Annotated in this window: 14 protein-coding genes; 9 read left to right on the top strand and 5 right to left on the bottom strand. The window is 72.5% G+C overall.

What is annotated here, in order from left to right:
• The first annotated feature begins 43 nt into the window (after positions 1–43).
• Positions 44–1,159 carry a serine hydrolase domain-containing protein gene (locus AB0F52_RS41685; RefSeq protein WP_360183225.1) on the top strand — a complete coding sequence of 372 codons (1,116 nt, stop codon included), beginning with the start codon at positions 44–46 and terminating at the stop codon, positions 1,157–1,159.
• Between the two features lie 30 nt (positions 1,160–1,189).
• On the opposite strand, the gene AB0F52_RS41680 is transcribed toward AB0F52_RS41685, so the two are convergent.
• The 3 genes from AB0F52_RS41680 to AB0F52_RS41670 form a co-directional block, all read right to left on the bottom strand.
• On the bottom strand, positions 1,190–1,696 hold the full coding sequence (locus AB0F52_RS41680) for a hypothetical protein (RefSeq protein WP_360183223.1): 507 nt from the start codon (positions 1,694–1,696) through the stop codon (positions 1,190–1,192).
• 189 nt (positions 1,697–1,885) lie between these two features.
• The gene (locus AB0F52_RS41675) at positions 1,886–2,365 is read right to left on the bottom strand and encodes a hypothetical protein (protein WP_360183221.1); all 480 of its coding nucleotides are present in this window, start codon (positions 2,363–2,365) and stop codon (positions 1,886–1,888) included.
• 128 nt (positions 2,366–2,493) lie between these two features.
• On the bottom strand, positions 2,494–3,072 hold the full coding sequence (locus AB0F52_RS41670; protein ID WP_360183219.1) for an XRE family transcriptional regulator: 579 nt from the start codon (positions 3,070–3,072) through the stop codon (positions 2,494–2,496).
• A 67-nt stretch (positions 3,073–3,139) separates the two neighbouring features.
• Here AB0F52_RS41670 and AB0F52_RS41665 point away from each other — a divergent pair, with 67 nt between their 5' ends.
• The 3 genes from AB0F52_RS41665 (at position 3,140) to AB0F52_RS41655 (ending at position 4,982) form a co-directional block, all read left to right on the top strand.
• Complete coding sequence (locus AB0F52_RS41665) at positions 3,140–3,757, top strand: class I SAM-dependent methyltransferase (RefSeq protein WP_360183217.1); 618 nt, start codon at positions 3,140–3,142, stop codon at positions 3,755–3,757.
• An 11-nt stretch (positions 3,758–3,768) separates the two neighbouring features.
• Complete coding sequence (locus AB0F52_RS41660; protein ID WP_360183215.1) at positions 3,769–4,251, top strand: DinB family protein; 483 nt, start codon at positions 3,769–3,771, stop codon at positions 4,249–4,251.
• A 236-nt stretch (positions 4,252–4,487) separates the two neighbouring features.
• Positions 4,488–4,982 carry a hypothetical protein gene (locus AB0F52_RS41655; protein WP_360183213.1) on the top strand — a complete coding sequence of 165 codons (495 nt, stop codon included), beginning with the start codon at positions 4,488–4,490 and terminating at the stop codon, positions 4,980–4,982.
• 197 nt (positions 4,983–5,179) lie between these two features.
• Here AB0F52_RS41655 and AB0F52_RS41650 read toward each other — a convergent pair whose 3' ends face one another.
• Positions 5,180–5,593: an STAS domain-containing protein gene (locus tag AB0F52_RS41650; RefSeq protein WP_360183211.1), complete on the bottom strand. Its 414-nt coding sequence runs from the start codon at positions 5,591–5,593 to the stop codon at positions 5,180–5,182.
• Positions 5,594–5,786: 193 nt separating this feature from the next.
• Here AB0F52_RS41650 and AB0F52_RS41645 point away from each other — a divergent pair, with 193 nt between their 5' ends.
• The 4 genes from AB0F52_RS41645 to nrfD all read left to right on the top strand — a co-directional run bounded on the left by AB0F52_RS41645 (position 5,787) and on the right by nrfD (position 12,747).
• Positions 5,787–7,295, top strand: coding sequence for an MFS transporter (locus AB0F52_RS41645; protein WP_360183209.1), 1,509 nt, complete (start codon positions 5,787–5,789; stop codon positions 7,293–7,295).
• Positions 7,296–7,442: 147 nt separating this feature from the next.
• Positions 7,443–10,724: a formate dehydrogenase gene (fdh, locus tag AB0F52_RS41640; protein WP_360183207.1), complete on the top strand. Its 3,282-nt coding sequence runs from the start codon at positions 7,443–7,445 to the stop codon at positions 10,722–10,724.
• Positions 10,721–11,761, top strand: coding sequence for a 4Fe-4S dicluster domain-containing protein (locus tag AB0F52_RS41635; RefSeq protein ID WP_360183205.1), 1,041 nt, complete (start codon positions 10,721–10,723; stop codon positions 11,759–11,761). The genes fdh and AB0F52_RS41635 overlap by 4 nt, the downstream gene beginning before the upstream one ends.
• Positions 11,762–11,829: 68 nt before the next feature.
• Positions 11,830–12,747, top strand: a complete 918-nt coding sequence (gene nrfD / locus AB0F52_RS41630) for an NrfD/PsrC family molybdoenzyme membrane anchor subunit (protein WP_360183285.1) — start codon at positions 11,830–11,832, stop codon at positions 12,745–12,747.
• A 37-nt stretch (positions 12,748–12,784) separates the two neighbouring features.
• Here the strand turns inward: nrfD and AB0F52_RS41625 are convergent, their stop codons facing one another.
• Positions 12,785–13,204 carry an STAS domain-containing protein gene (locus tag AB0F52_RS41625; RefSeq protein ID WP_360183203.1) on the bottom strand — a complete coding sequence of 140 codons (420 nt, stop codon included), beginning with the start codon at positions 13,202–13,204 and terminating at the stop codon, positions 12,785–12,787.
• A 283-nt stretch (positions 13,205–13,487) separates the two neighbouring features.
• Between AB0F52_RS41625 and AB0F52_RS41620 the strand changes: the two genes are divergently transcribed.
• On the top strand, positions 13,488–14,864 hold the full coding sequence (locus AB0F52_RS41620; RefSeq protein ID WP_360183201.1) for a protein kinase: 1,377 nt from the start codon (positions 13,488–13,490) through the stop codon (positions 14,862–14,864).

Here is a 14,864-nt window from a genome sequence, read left to right as displayed (position 1 = left end):
CATCGTGGGCGGTGTCCGAATCCGGTGACGAAGGAGCGAGAAAATGACAACTTCCTTGGTGCGCAAGGGTGTGGTGGTCCTGGCGGTGGCGGGCCTGCTGGGCGCGACGGTCACGACGGCCGAGGCGGGGCCGCCCCGCCACGGCGCCCTCCAGGAGAAACTCGACGCGCTGGTGGGCCAGTTCCCGGCGGCGCTCGCCTCGGTGAGCCGCGGCGGCCGCACGGAGTCGCTGGTCGCCGGCTCCGCGCGGCTCGGGAGCCGGGTGCCGGTCCCGGCCGACGGGCGGGTGCGGGCGGGCAGCAACACGAAGTCGTTCACCGCGGTCGTCGTGCTGCAGCTGGTGGCCGAGGGCAAGGTGGAACTGGACGCGCCGATCGAGCGGTACCTGCCCGGCCTGGTGCCCGGCGGGGCGGCGATCACCGTCCGGCAGCTGCTGCAGCACACCAGCGGGCTGCCGAACTACACCGAGTACCTCGGGCTGGACGACATCGCGAAGCTGCAGCACCGGTACTTCCAGCCGCACGAGCTGCTCGCCCTGGCGCTGGCCCACCCGGCGAAGTTCGCCCCCGGCACGAAGTGGGAGTACAGCAACACGAACTACGTGCTGGCGGGCCTGCTGATCGAGCGGGTCACCGGGCGCCCGGTGGCGGAGCAGATCACCGAGCGCGTGATCCGGAAAGCGGGCCTGCGCAACACGTACTGGCCCGAAGTCGGCGACCAGGCCATCCGGGGCCCGCACCCGCACGGCTATGCGCGTTCGGGCAGCGAGGTGATCGACGTGACCGAGCTGGACCCGTCGTGGGGCTGGGCGGCCGGTCAGCTGATCTCGACCCCGGGCGACCTCGCGCAGTTCTCCCGCGCGCTGCTGGACGGCAAGCTGCTCCCGGCACCGCAGCTGGCCGAGATGCGCAAGACGGTCGACGCGCCCCTGCTGCCGGGCTGGCGCTACGGACTGGGCCTGTTCAGCGTCCCCCTCAGCTGCGGCGGCGTGTACTGGGGCCACGGCGGCGACATCCACGGGTTCGAAACCCGCGGCGGCGCCACGGACGACGGCCGTTCGGTCGGCTTGGCCGTGACGGCACTGCCGGGCACCTTCGGCGACCCCGACCAGGCGGCCCAGGCGGTGGTGTCCGCGGTGGACACGGCTTTCTGCCGCTGACGCCGGATCGGCCGGAGCCCTCGGGTCTTCCTAGCGGCCGAGCACCTCGGCGCTGAACCCGGCCGCCGCGGCGAAGGCGGTGAGGTCGTCTCCGCGGGTGGCGGGCAGGAGGACGAGCGGGTAGCAGTCGGACTCGATGTCGAGGACCGCGAGGGCCGTTCCCGTGCTGTGCAGCCGCTTTCCCGCGGCTTCGAGGAACTCGTAGGTGGGCAGCTCACTCCGGGCCAGTGACGTCCAGAGCTCGTCGGCCGGCGGCGCGGACCGCAGGGCCCGCAACCGGCCGGTGATTTCGCCGGGCGACTCCTTCCAGTCGGCTTCGGCGAGCAGCCCGTGGTCGGCGAGGGCGTTCACCAGCGCGATCCACGCCAGCAGGGGGAAGGGTTCGTCGATCCCGCGCTCGTCGAGCCGCTCGGCGTGCTCCAGCAGGAAAGCGCCGGGATCGTCGTGGGCGGCGCCGGCGTGCTCGGCCACCCGCGGCGCGTCCGGCGCCAGCAGGGCGGCGACGGCGAGGAGCGCGTCACGAGCGGGTGCGGTCATCGACGTCCTCCGTGGGCCGGTGTCCGACGGGACAGATCATGGCAGCCCACCTCACCGGCCGGCCGCTTCCGGGTACACGTGGTGGGCGCCGGATCCCGGCCGGACCGGGTCCCGGTCGAACAGCCGCCACTGCTCGACCGGGCCGCCGCGTTTCCGTCGTCCCGCGGGCGAACCCGGTTTCCTCGAGGCTCAATCGCGGCCTGCCGCTTCCGGGTACACGAAGTGCCCTTCGCCGTCGCCGAGCCCGAACAGGCGCCAGCTCTCGATCCACGGCCCCGAACAGTCCGGAAAGACTTCGAGCCGGATCGGATCGCCGTCGCCGGTGGCCTCGACGGCCAGCCGGCCGCCGGGGCCGAGTTCCGTGCCGGTCACCCGGAAGTCGCTCGTCGCGAACCGGGCCGTCAGGAATTCCGCCTGCGCGTCGTACTTCGTGGTGCCGTTCTCGAACGCTTCGTCACGGTCGGTGCCGCGCTCCCGCGGCCAGTTCAGGTCGCGTGAACCCAGCAGGATCACGTCGCCGTGCGTGATGCGGAAGGGGCATTGCGCGTGGATCGTCCAGCCGGGCCCGTCGCCGGGACGGAACACGACGATCGCGAGGTTCGCCACCCGCCGGACTTCGGTCAGGCGCGTGCCGGCCAGTGCCCGGACCGCGGCGGAAATCGCGCTCATCCGGCCCGGCCGGACAGTTCGGGTCTTTCGCGGGGAATGTCGTGACTCCTCGGGTCAGGTGGTGCGCTGCCTCTTCGCCGCGGTGGCCCGAGCGTAGCCGGAATCGCCGGGTGATCGCGGCGAATTTCTCAGTGCGCGCGGGCCCGCAGGTGCGCGCGTTCCCCGTGGCGGCCGAACAGGATCAGCAGCTCGACCGCCTTTCCGTCGGCACTGCCGAGCCAGTGCGGGATCGTGGTGTCGAACTCCGCCGCCTCGCCCGCGGGCAGCACCAGGTCGTGCTCGCCGAGGACCAGCCGCAGGCTTCCGTGGAGCACGTACAGCCACTCGTGGCCTTCGTGGGTCTGGTGGTCCGGCACCGGTGGCCGGTCGGTGCTGGGGATGATCATCTTGTACGCCTGCATGCCGCCGGGCCGCCGGGACAGCGGCACGAACGTCATGCCGTGGCGGTGGATCGGGGAGAGGTGGATGCGGGGATCGCCGGTCCGGGGTGCGCCGACGAGGTCGTCGAGCGGGACGTCGTAGGCGCGCGCCAGCGGCAGCAGGAGTTCCAGGCTGGCGCGCCGCTGTCCGCTTTCCAGCCGCGACAGCGTGCTCTCCGAAACCCCGGTGGTGGCCGCGACGTCGGCGAGGGTCATCCCGCGGTGCCGGCGCAGCGCCCGCAGCCGGGGCCCGACCGCGTGCAGCACGTCCTCGAAGTCGTCGCTCACCCCGGCCATCTTGCCGGAACCGCAAGAAACCGTGCCAGTTGCGCCGGTGCGGGGTCAGGGTGGGCCCATGACCACCTCCACCACCGAAGCGTCCCGGTTCTGGGACGGCCACTACACGGCTCACCTCCCCGGCGGCGAGCCGCGCGCCAACGTCCGGCTCGTCGAGGTCGTCTCCCGGCTGGCCCCGGGCCGGGCCCTCGACGTCGGGTCCGGCGCCGGCGGGGACGCGCTGTGGCTGGCCCGGCGCGGCTGGCGGGTGACCGCCGCCGACATCTCCGCCGTCGCCCTCGCCCACCTCGGCCGCCGCGCCCGGGACCTCGGGCTCGCCGGCCGGATCACCGGGGAACGGCACGACCTGGCGGCGACGTTCCCGGCGGGCCCGTTCGACCTCGTCTCGGCGCACTACCTGCACACGTCCTTCCCGCTCCCCCGCGACCGCGTGCTGCGGCAGGCCGCGGAAGCGCTTTCCCCCGGCGGCCGGCTCCTGGTCGTCGAGCACGGGTCCGTCGCGCCGTGGTCGTGGAACCAGGACCCGGCGGCTTGCCCGCCCCTCGAAGCGCCGTCGCTCGATCCGGCGGTGTGGACCGTCGAGCGCGCCGACGCCCTCACCCGCCGTGCCACCGGCCCCGGCGGGCAGACCGCCGAAGTCGTCGACCACCTCGTGCTGATCCGCCGCACCAACTGAAAGGCCCGGCCATGCCCCGAACCCGGCGGCGGGACACCCCGCCCCCACGCACCGGACCGGCCGAAAAGGAGGTGCTGCGCGGTTTCCTCGACCACCTGCGGGCCGCCGTGGTGGCCAAGGCGCAGGACGTGCCGGAGCCGCAGGTCCGGACGCCCGGCGTCCCGTCGGGCACGTCGCTGCTGGGCCTGGTCCGGCACCTCGCGCACGTCGAACGCTTCACGTTCCTCGGCGAGGACACCGCGGACTGGCCCGGGACGTTCCGGCCGCGCCCGGACGAGACCGTCGACTCGGTCGTGGCGGACTACCGCGCCGCGTGCGACCGGGCGAACGCGGTCATCGACGCCTGCACCGACCTGACGCGGCCGGTGGCCCGGCCCGGCCGCCCCGCACCATCGATGCGCTGGGCGCTGGTTCACCTGATCGAGGAGACCGGCCGCCACGCCGGGCACGCCGACATCCTGCGCGAGCTGATCGACGGCAGCACCGGCCGCTGACCACCGGCCCGCGTCGGGTGGCCGGGCGCGGACGAGGTGCCGCGGCCACCACCACCGCACCTCGCCGGATCTTGCGGGTTTTCGCTCCCCGGCCCGGGAACCGCTTGCGAATCCACTGTGGAACGGCGACCGGGAGGGGAATTCCCGCGTGCGGACCGGTGCCGGAAAAGGGGCGGCCGGGAACGCCCGTCCCGTTCGCCCTGCGCGTCACCCGCAAGAGTGCTATTTGATCCTTTATGAGTGAATCACCGAACTACCCGCAGTCGTCCGCTTCGACGGGCCCGGCGCCCGCTCCGGCCCGGCCGGGCACGGTCGAAGGCGCCTTCTGGGCGTTCATCGTCGCGCCGGTGATCGGGCTCATCGGGGGCCTGCTGCTCTTCGGCAACCGGGACCAGATCGCCACCACCATGCGTGACACGAACAGACAACGCGGCGGCAACCTCACCGACGCGCAGATCGACCAGGCGGTGAACGTCACGATCATCACCGCGATGGTGATCGCGGTGATCATCGCCGGGTTGTACCTGCTGTTCGCGTTCAAGCTGCGCGCCGGCCGCAACTGGGCGCGCATCGTGCTGACGGTGCTCGCCGCCCTGCAGCTGCTGTCGGTGCTGATCGGCCAGAGCACGATCGGCGGCTACCTGGCGGTGCTCGCGGCGGTGGTCGGCGTGGTGCTGTCGTTCACCGGCCCGTCGAACGCCTACTTCGCGGCGGCCAAGGGTCAGCCCTGAGGAGCTTCGCGCGGCGGCCCGGTGCGGACCGCCGCGCGAATACCGGTCCCCATCCATGACGGCCACCTCGCCGACCGGCTCGAAACCCCTGCCCACCACGGCGATCGAGTGACCTTTCGCGCGGCCTTGGCCAGCGGGCGTCAGGTGACGTCATCGGGAACCCGGAACCCCGCCGGCAGACCGTCCGCTGTGGACGGTCAGCTGTTCCACATCCGGGCGGTCAGCCGGAGGAACTCACGACCGTCGCCGGCATCCAGCGCTGCCCCTCGATCGGGGTAGACGTCCAGCACCCGGTCCACCCCGGTCAGCCGCAGCGCCCGGCTCACCACCGCGTTCTCGCCCGTGACGACGCGGAGCCGGGCGTTCTGGGCGGCGGCCTGGTCGGTCATCGCGCTCAGCACGCGAACGCCCGCCGCGCCGAGGAAGTGCAGCCCGGCGAGGTCCACCACGATCACCCGCGGTTCCGGGCTGCCGGCCAGCGCGGCGGCCACCGATCCCACGACGACCAGCACCGTCCCGGCGTCGAGCTCGCCCGTCAACGCCAGGAGCACCGGCTCACCGTGCGAGCACGAGACCCGCAACCGCCCCGGCGGGGCACCGAAGGACGCCACGCGAAAACTCCCCATCTTCGTCGAAGGCCGGCACGAACAGGCATTGCGGCCCCTGCACGACCCGCGCGCACGCCAGATTAATGAGCGTATCCGGCTGATCACAAGCCGTGACCGCGCGGTTCGACCCGATCGTGTTTCGCCAGGGCAGGACGGGGGAAGTCACGCTGAGCGATCTGCTCACAAGGAGGTTGTCATGCCGGCAACACCCGATCCGGCGTCCACCGGGGTGCGCACGCTCATCCCGGCACGCATCGACCGGTTGCCCTGGTCCCCGTTCCACACCCGGATGGTGGTCGCCCTGGGGGTGGCCTGGATCCTCGACGGCCTGGAGATCACGGTGGCCAGCGCGGTCGCCGACACGCTCACCAAGCCCGAGACGCTGCACATGTCGTCCGCGGCCGTCGGGCTGCTGGCGACGATCTACCTGGCCGGCGAGGTGGTCGGGGCGCTGTTCTTCGGCAGCCTCTCCGACAAGCTCGGCCGCCGGAACCTGTTCATGCTGACCCTGGCCGTCTACCTCGTGGGCAGCGGCCTGACGGCGCTGACCCTCGGCAACGGCGCGGGCTGGGTGATCTTCCTCTACGCGACGAGGTTCGTGGCCGGCATGGGCATCGGCGGCGAGTACGCGGCCATCAACTCGGCGATCGACGAGCTGATCCCGGCCCGCTACCGGGGCCGGGTGGACATCGCGGTCAACGGCACCTACTGGGCCGGGGCCGTGCTGGGGACGATCGGGACCTACATCCTGCTCAACCGGATGGACCTCTCCCTGGGCTGGCGGCTGGGCTTCCTCATCGGGCCGGTGCTCGGGCTGGTGATCCTGCTGGTGCGGCGGCACCTGCCGGAGAGCCCGCGGTGGCAGATCATGCACGGCAAGGCGGAGGCGGCCGAGGAGTCGATCACCCAGATCGAGCAGGAGGTCGAGCACACCGGCCGCAGCCTGCCGCCGGTCGACGAGAAGAAGGCGATCGAGGTGACACCCGCCGAGCGGATCGGGTACGTCGCCCTGGCCAGGGTGCTGTTCCGCGACTACCCGTCGAGGGCCGTGCTGGGCGCGTCGCTGATGATCAGCCAGTCGTTCCTGTACAACGCGATCTTCTTCACCTACACGCTGGTGCTCGGCAAGTTCTACGGGGTGTCGTCCGAGGCGACGCCGATCTACCTGATCGCGTTCGCGGTGGGCAACCTGGTGGGCCCCTTCACGATCGGCCACCTGTTCGACACCCTCGGCCGGCGCAAGATGATCTCCGGGACGTACATCGTGTCGGGTGTCCTGCTGGCGGTCACGGCGGTGCTGTTCTACGCGGGCGCGCTCAACGCGATCACGCAGACGATCGCGTGGTGCGTGATCTTCTTCTTCGCCTCCGCCGGCGCGAGCGCGGGCTACCTGACGGTGAGCGAGATCTTCCCCCTGGAAGTCCGGGCGAAGGCGATCGCGGTGTTCTTCGCGATCGCGCAGTGCTTCGGCGCACTGGGCCCGGTGATCTACGGCGCCCTGATCGGCACGGGCGATCACCCGGTCCGCTTGTTCATCGGCTACCTGCTGGGCGCGGCCGTGATGATCGCGGGCGGCTTGGTGGCCCGGTTCCTGGCGGTGGACGCGGAAGGCAAGTCCCTGGAGGACATCGCCCAGCCCCTCGCCGCCGCGGGCCGTCGCGGCCGCACCCGCGCCGAGGGTGCGTCGTCGCCGTTCTCGACCTGACGACCGGCAAAATGCCGTGAATGACTCATTCCTGGCGTCGGACGCCAGGAATGAGTCATTCACGGCGCTGGAACCCGCCGAGCCGGTTTAGGCTCGGAAAGCCGCGGGTAGTCGGCCCGCGGAAGCGTCGCGGTCGGGAGGTGAGTGGTGGGACCACGGAAGTGGCTCGAATCCTGGCCCGTCTACCGGCAGCTCACCGGCACCGACCCCCTCGGCCGGGGCAAGGCCGCCGAATCCCCGCACTCCGAAGCCCTCGCTCCGCGCACCGCGAGCGCCGACCGGGTGGCCAGGTCCGTCTGCCCCTACTGCGCCGTCGGCTGCGGGCAGCAGGTCTTCGTCTCCGGCGAGAAGGTCGTCCAGATCGAAGGCGACCCGCACAGCCCCATCTCCCGCGGCCGGCTCTGTCCCAAGGGCTCGGCGAGCAAGCAGCTGGTCACCGGCCCGCAGCGCGAGCAGAAGGTCCGCTACCGCGCGCCCTACGCCACCGAATGGACCGAGCTGGACCTCGGCACCGCCATGGAGATGGTCGCCGACCGCGTGCTCGACGCCCGCCGGAAGGGCTGGCAGGACGCCGACGAGCACGGGAAGCCCCTGCGGCGCACCATGGGGCTGGCCAGCCTCGGCGGTGCCACCCTGGACAACGAAGAGAACTACCTGATCAAGAAGCTCTTCACGGCGCTGGGCGCGATCCAGATCGAGAACCAGGCCCGGATTTGACACTCCGCCACGGTTCCCGGTCTGGGGACCTCCTTCGGTCGCGGTGGCGCGACGGACTACCAGCAGGACCTGCAGAACTCCGACTGCGTGGTCATCATGGGCTCGAACATGGCCGAGGCGCACCCGGTGGGGTTCCAGTGGGTGATGGAGGCGAAGGCCCGCGGGGCCGAGGTGTTCCACATCGACCCGCGCTTCACCCGGACGAGCGCGCTCGCCGACGCCCACGTCCCGCTGCGCGCCGGCACCGACATCGCGTTCCTCGGCGGGGTGATCAACCACATCCTGAGCAACGACCTCGACTTCCGCGAGTACGTGGTCGCCTACACCAACGCCTCCTTCCTGGTGTCCGAGGACTACCAGGACACCGAGGACCTCGACGGCCTCTTCAGCGGCTACGACGAAGCCAAGGCCGCCTACGACCCGTCGACCTGGCACTACGAGAGCATCCCGCCGGCCGGGAGCGGCGGGCACGGCAAGGAGACCTCGGCGTCCGACCAGCACGGCTCGGGCGGCCCGGTGCTCGAAGGCGGCAGCGAGGAGATCGCCGCCGACCCGACGCTGCGGCACCCGCGCTGCGTGTTCCAGATCCTCAAGCGCCACTTCGCCCGCTACACGCCCGAAATGGTCGAGGCCACCTGCGGCACGCCGAAGGAACTCTTCCAGCGGGTCTGTGACGCCTGGACGCGCAACTCCGGCCGGGAGCACACCGCCGCGCTCGTCTACAGCGTCGGCTGGACGCAGCACAGCGTCGGTGCCCAGTACATCCGCGCGGGCTCGATCATCCAGCTGCTGCTCGGCAACATCGGGCGGCCCGGTGGCGGGGTGTTCGCGCTGCGCGGGCACGCCAGCATCCAGGGCTCGACCGACATCCCGACGCTGTTCAACCTGCTGCCCGGCTACCTGCCGATGCCCACCCCCGAGCAGGCCACGCTGGCCGGCTACCTCGACAGCGTCCGCGGCGACAAGCAGAAGGGCTTCTGGCGCAACGCCGACGCCTACACCGTGTCGCTGCTCAAGGAGTACTGGGGCGAGAAAGCCACGCCGGACAACGACTTCTGCTTCGATTACCTGCCGAAGATCAACGGCGACCACGGCACCTACCGCACGGTCATGGACATGGTCGACGGCAAGGTCTCCGGCTACTTCCTGCTCGGGCAGAACCCGGCCGTCGGGTCCGCGCACGGCCGGCTGCAGCGGCTCGGCATGGCCAACCTCGACTGGCTGGTCGTCCGGGACCTGACGATGATCGAGAGCGCCACCTTCTGGAAGGACGCGCCGGAGATCGAAACCGGCGAGATCGTGCCGGAGCAGTGCCGCACCGAGGTGTTCTTCTTCCCCGCCGCCTCGCACGTCGAGAAGGAGGGGACGTTCACCCAGACCCAGCGCATGCTGCAGTGGCGCGAAAAGGCCGTCGAGCCGGCCGGGGACCAGCGCTCGGAGCTGTGGTTCTTCCACCACCTCGGCCGGCTCGTCCGCGAGCGGCTGGCGGGCTCGGAAGACGAGCGCGACCGGCCGGTGCTGGACCTGGCCTGGGACTACGAAGTGCACGGTGACGAACCCTCCGCCGAGGACGTGCTGCGGCGGATCAACGGCCAGGACCTCACCACCGGCAAGGAGGTCGGCGGCTACCTGGACCTCAAGGCCGACGGCAGCACCTCCTGCGGCTGCTGGATCTACAGCGGCGTCTACGCCGACGGCGTCAACCAGGCCGCTCGCCGCAAGTCCCGCTTCGAGCAGGACTTCTACGCCCACGAGTGGGGCTGGGTGTGGCCGATGGACCGGCGGGTGCTCTACAACCGTGCGTCGGCCGACCCGCAAGGGCGGCCGTGGAGCGAACGCAAGGCCCTGATCTGGTGGGACGCCGATCGCGGCGAATGGACCGGCCACGACGTCCCCGACTTCGAAAAGACCAAGCCGCCGGACCACGTCCCGCCGCCGGACGCCGTGGGGCCGGCCGCGCTGCGCGGGGACGACCCGTTCATCATGCAGTCGGACGGCAAGGCGTGGCTGTTCGCGCCGTCGGGGCTGGCCGACGGGCCGCTGCCGACGCACTACGAGCCGCACGAATCGCCGTTCCGGAACCCCTTCTACGCGCAGCAGGCGAACCCGGCGCGGAAGGTCTACGGCCGCCGGGACAACCCGTCGCACCCGTCGCCGCCCGAGACCGGGGGCGAGGTGTTCCCGTTCGTGTTCACCGCCGCGCGGCTGACCGAGCACCACACCGCGGGCGGGATGAGCCGGACCTTGCCCTACCTGTCGGAGCTGCAGCCGGACCTGTTCGTCGAGGTCTCCCCCGAGCTCGCGAAGCTGCGCGGGCTGGCGCACCTGGGCTGGGCGCACGTCGTCACCGCGCGGGCGGCCGTCGAGGCGCGGGTGTTCGTGACCGACCGGATGGCACCGCTGCGGGTGCAGGACCGGGTCGTGCACCAGGTGTGGATGCCCTACCACTGGGGCGGCTCCGGGCTGGTCTCGCGGGACGTCGTCAACGACCTCTTCGGCGTGGTGCTGGACCCGAACGTCTTCATCCAGGAGAGCAAGGTCGCCACCTGCGACGTCCGGCCCGGGCGGCGGCCGCGCGGTGCCGAGCTGCTCGCGTTGCTCGAGGAGTACCGCGCCCGGGCGGGCATCACGCCGGAAACGGGTACCCGGGTCGCCACCGCGCACGACACCGAGCACGTCGAACCCGGCCACGCCGAGGAGGACCGTCCATGAGCGTCGAGAACCGGCTCTCCGGGCCGCTGCCGGACGTCGCCGGCGAAGCCGGGCACACCGGGCACCCACCGCGCGTGGGGTTCTTCACCGACACGTCCGTGTGCATCGGCTGCAAGGCCTGCGAAGTCGCCTGCAAGGAGTGGAACGCCGTCCCCGAAGACGGGCTCGACCTGCTCGGCATGTCGTTCGACAACACCGGCGCGCTCGGCGCGAACTCGTGGCGGCACGTGGCCTTCATCGAGCAGCAGCGCCCGCTCGGCGGCCAGTCGCCCGGGCTCGAGGGGCTGCCGACCGGGCCGTCCGCGATCGACGTGACCACCGCCTTCGTCGCCGAGGAGCTGCGGGAGGCGCCGCGGGGCGGCGGCGGCCTGGGCACCTCTCCCCTCCCGCGGGCTCCCGAAGACCTCGGCATGCCGTCGTTCGACCTGCCCGGCGCGACGACCGGGGCCGAGGGCCGGACGGACTTCCGCTGGCTGATGGCCTCGGACGTGTGCAAGCACTGCACCCACGCCGGCTGCCTCGACGTCTGCCCGACCGGCGCGCTGTTCCGCACCGAGTTCGGCTCGGTCGTCGTGCAGCAGGACATCTGCAACGGCTGTGGCTATTGCGTCTCGGGCTGCCCGTACGGCGTCATCGACCGCCGCCCGGACGATGGGCGGGCGCAGAAGTGCACGCTCTGCTACGACCGGCTCCACGACGGCCTCGAACCGGCGTGCGCCAAGGCCTGCCCGACCGACTCGATCCAGTTCGGCGAACTCGACGAGCTGCGTGAACGGGCGGCCCGCCGCGTCGAGGACCTGCACGAGCGCGGCGTGCCCGAGGCGCGGCTCTACGGGCACGACCCGTCCGACGGCGTCGGCGGCAACGGCGCCTTTTTCCTGCTGCTGGACGAACCCGAGGTCTACGGGCTGCCGCCGGATCCGGTGGTGCCGACCCGCGAGCTGCCCGCGATGTGGAAGTACGCCGGGATGGCGGCCTCGGCGCTGCTCGCCGCCGCGGTCGCGTCGTTCGGGTCGTTCGGAAGGAAGCGCCGGTGAGCCCGCGCGACGACACCCGGGCCCGCGGGTCCGGCCGCCGCAAGCGCGGTGGGTCCGGGGAAGAGCTGATGGTGCCCCGCGCCGAGTTCCGGTCCTACTACGGGCGGCCGGTGCTCAAGCCGCCGGTGTGGGAGTGGAAGGTGCCGGCGTACCTGTTCACCGGCGGGCTCGCGGCGGGCACGTCGCTGCTGGCCGCGGGAGCCGACGTGACCGGGCGGCCCGCGCTGCGCCGGGTGGGCCGCACGGGTTCGCTGGCGGCGCTGCTCGCCAGCGTCTACCTGCTGGTGGCCGACCTCGGCCGGCCGGAACGGTTCCACCACATGCTGCGCGTCGCGAAGCCGACGTCGCCGATGAGCGTGGGCACCTGGATCCTGAGCGCGTTCGGCCCGGGGGTGGGCGTGGCCGCGGCCGCCGAGGTGCTGCCCGCCGGGCTGCGCCGCGCGCTGCCCGGCCGGCTCCTGCGCGCGGCCGCCCGGCCCGCCGGACTGGCCTCGGCGGTCATCGCGCCCGCCGTCGCGTCGTACACGGCGGTGCTGCTGTCGCAGACGGCGGTCCCGGCCTGGCACGAGGCCCACGCCGAGCTGCCGTTCGTGTTCACCGGCTCGGCGGCGGCGAGTTCGGGCGGCTTCGCGATGGCGCTGGTCCCGGTCGAGGAGGCCGGCCCGGCGCGGGCGCTGGCGGTCTTCGGCGCCGCGACGGAACTGGTGGCGTCGAAGGTGCTGGAGAACCGGTTCGGCCTCACGGCGGAGGCGTACACGACGGGCAAGGCGCACCGGCTGCGGAAGTGGTCGGAGCGCCTGACCGCGGCGGGCCTGCTGGGCGCGGTGCTCGGGCACCGCAGCCGAGCGGTCTCGGTGACGGCCGGAGCGGCGCTGTTCGCCGGGAGCGCGTTGCAGCGCTTCGGGGTGTTCGAGGCGGGCGTGGAGTCCACAAAGGACCCGAGGTACGTCGTCGTGCCCCAGCGGGAGCGCGCGAACCGGCGATGACGGCCGCGGTCACGGCCGCCGCCTGGCCGAGCCGCGGTCAGTCCCGGCCGCTCCCCCGCAACCGGGGCAGCACGGCCAGCCAATCCAGCGCCGCCTCGACACTCTCGTGGATCGGCAGCAGCTGCTCCAGTCCCAGTACCCGGATCGGCCGCCGCACCGCCCGGCCGGCCCCCGCGATCGCGAAGGGCACCCCGCTCACGTGCGCCTCGGAGGCCGCCACCAGCAGCTCCGTGATCCCGCCCGCGCCGCAGAACGACACTCCCGGCAGATCGACCACCAGGGCTCGCGGGGCGAGGTCGATCTCCTCGCCGAGCCGCGTCCGGAGCCGGCTCAGCACCGGCAGGTCGATTTCGCCGCGGATCGCGACGACCGTCGCCTCCGCCGTGGCGGTCACCCGCAGGGTCATCGCGGACGGGACGTCGACGCGGAACTGCGGAGCGGCGATCTGGTCGAGCACACAGGCCTCCTCGAAGCGAGGGACGGCACCCGCGGGACGGCGCGCGGGGAACTGGCGGGCGGCTGCCTGTTGAACCGCGATGCCCCACACGGTACGCCTGTCCGGCGGCGGGTTCCGCGCCGACACCGAATTCGTCGAATTCGGACTCGCGGGGCGGCGAATTCCCGAATGCGCCGCCGCCGAGCCGGATAACGGTTCGGAGATCCCCTCGGTCCCGAAGCCCACCGGACGCCCTTCTTCTGCTAAAAAGTTCATCGTTTCACCGACCGACGCAGGGGTACGGGTGGCTTTCGAGGAACAGCTCGTCAACGGGCGGTACCGGCTACTGGGGCACCTCGGCCGCGGCGCGATGAGCCTGGTGTGGCGAGCCAAGGACGAGCGGCTGGACCGCGTCGTGGCCGTGAAGCAGTTCCTGCACGAGCCGGGCATGGGCGGCGACGTCTGCGAGCGGGCGATCCGGGAGGCGCGGCTGGCGTCCCGGCTGCGGCACCCGCACGCCGTCGCGGTGTACGACGTGTTCGAGGACGCCGGCTCGATGTACCTGGTCATGGAGTACGTGCCCGCCCGTTCCCTGACCGACCTCCTCGTCGAACGCGGGCCGCTGCCCCGGTGCGACGTGCTGCGGCTCGGGCGGCAGATCGGCGCGGCACTGGCCGCCGCGCACGGCGACTGGATCCTGCACCGGGACGTCACGCCCAACAACGTGCTCGTCACCGACGACGGCACCGCCCGGATCACCGACTTCGGCGTGTCGCGCGCGCTCGGCGAGCACCCGGCCGCCGACGAAGGCGTCGTCGTCGGCACGCTGCCCTACCTGGCTCCGGAAGTCGCGCGGGGTGGCGAAGCGGGGCTGCCGTCCGACGTCTATTCGCTCGGCGCCACGCTCTACACCGCCTTGGAGGGCACCCCGCCGTTCGGCACCAGCGACGACCCGATCACCCTGCTGCGGCGGATCACCGAGAACCAGCTCACCCCGCCGGTCCACGGCGGCCCGCTGACCGCCGTGCTGCTGCGGATGCTCGAACGCGATCCGGCCGTGCGCCCGTCCATGCAGGAGACGGTGGACCTGCTGGCCGCCGTCGGCAGGCCGGTGCCGGCCCCGCGCCGGCGGTCCCGGCTCCGCCGCGCCACCGTGATCGGGGCCGCGGCGTGCCTGACGTCGGTGAGCGTGGCGGCCGGCCTCGCCCTCGCCGACCGGCCCGCGACCACCACCGCGGCGCCCATCGAGCACCTGCCCACGACGATCACCGCCGACCACACGGTCAGCAGCACCACCACGGCGCCCGCGCCGGTGCCGGGCCGCGCGTCCGAAGGGACGGCGCGGCGCTCCACACCGCCGGCTCCGGCCGCGACCTCCGGGTGCACCGCGCGCTACGAGGTCACGAACGCCTGGCCGGGCGGGGCCCAGGCGCAGGTGACCGTGCACAACGACCGGGCGACGCGGCTCACCGGCTGGACGGTGAGCTGGGTGCAGCCCGGCGGGGCCGGCATCCGGGACCTGTGGAACGGCACCCTGACCCAGGCCGGTTCGTCGGTGACGGTCACCGACGCGGGCTGGAACGCCCTCGTCGAGCCGGACGGTTCGGCTTCGTTCGGGCTGAACCAGGACATCGCCGACGGCCACCCGGGCGTCCCGGCCCTCAGCTGCCGGACGCAGTGA

This window comes from Amycolatopsis sp. NPDC024027, from assembly GCF_040638975.1.
Classification (GTDB): domain Bacteria; phylum Actinomycetota; class Actinomycetes; order Mycobacteriales; family Pseudonocardiaceae; genus Amycolatopsis.
This window is presented reverse-complemented; position numbering and strand designations above follow the sequence as displayed.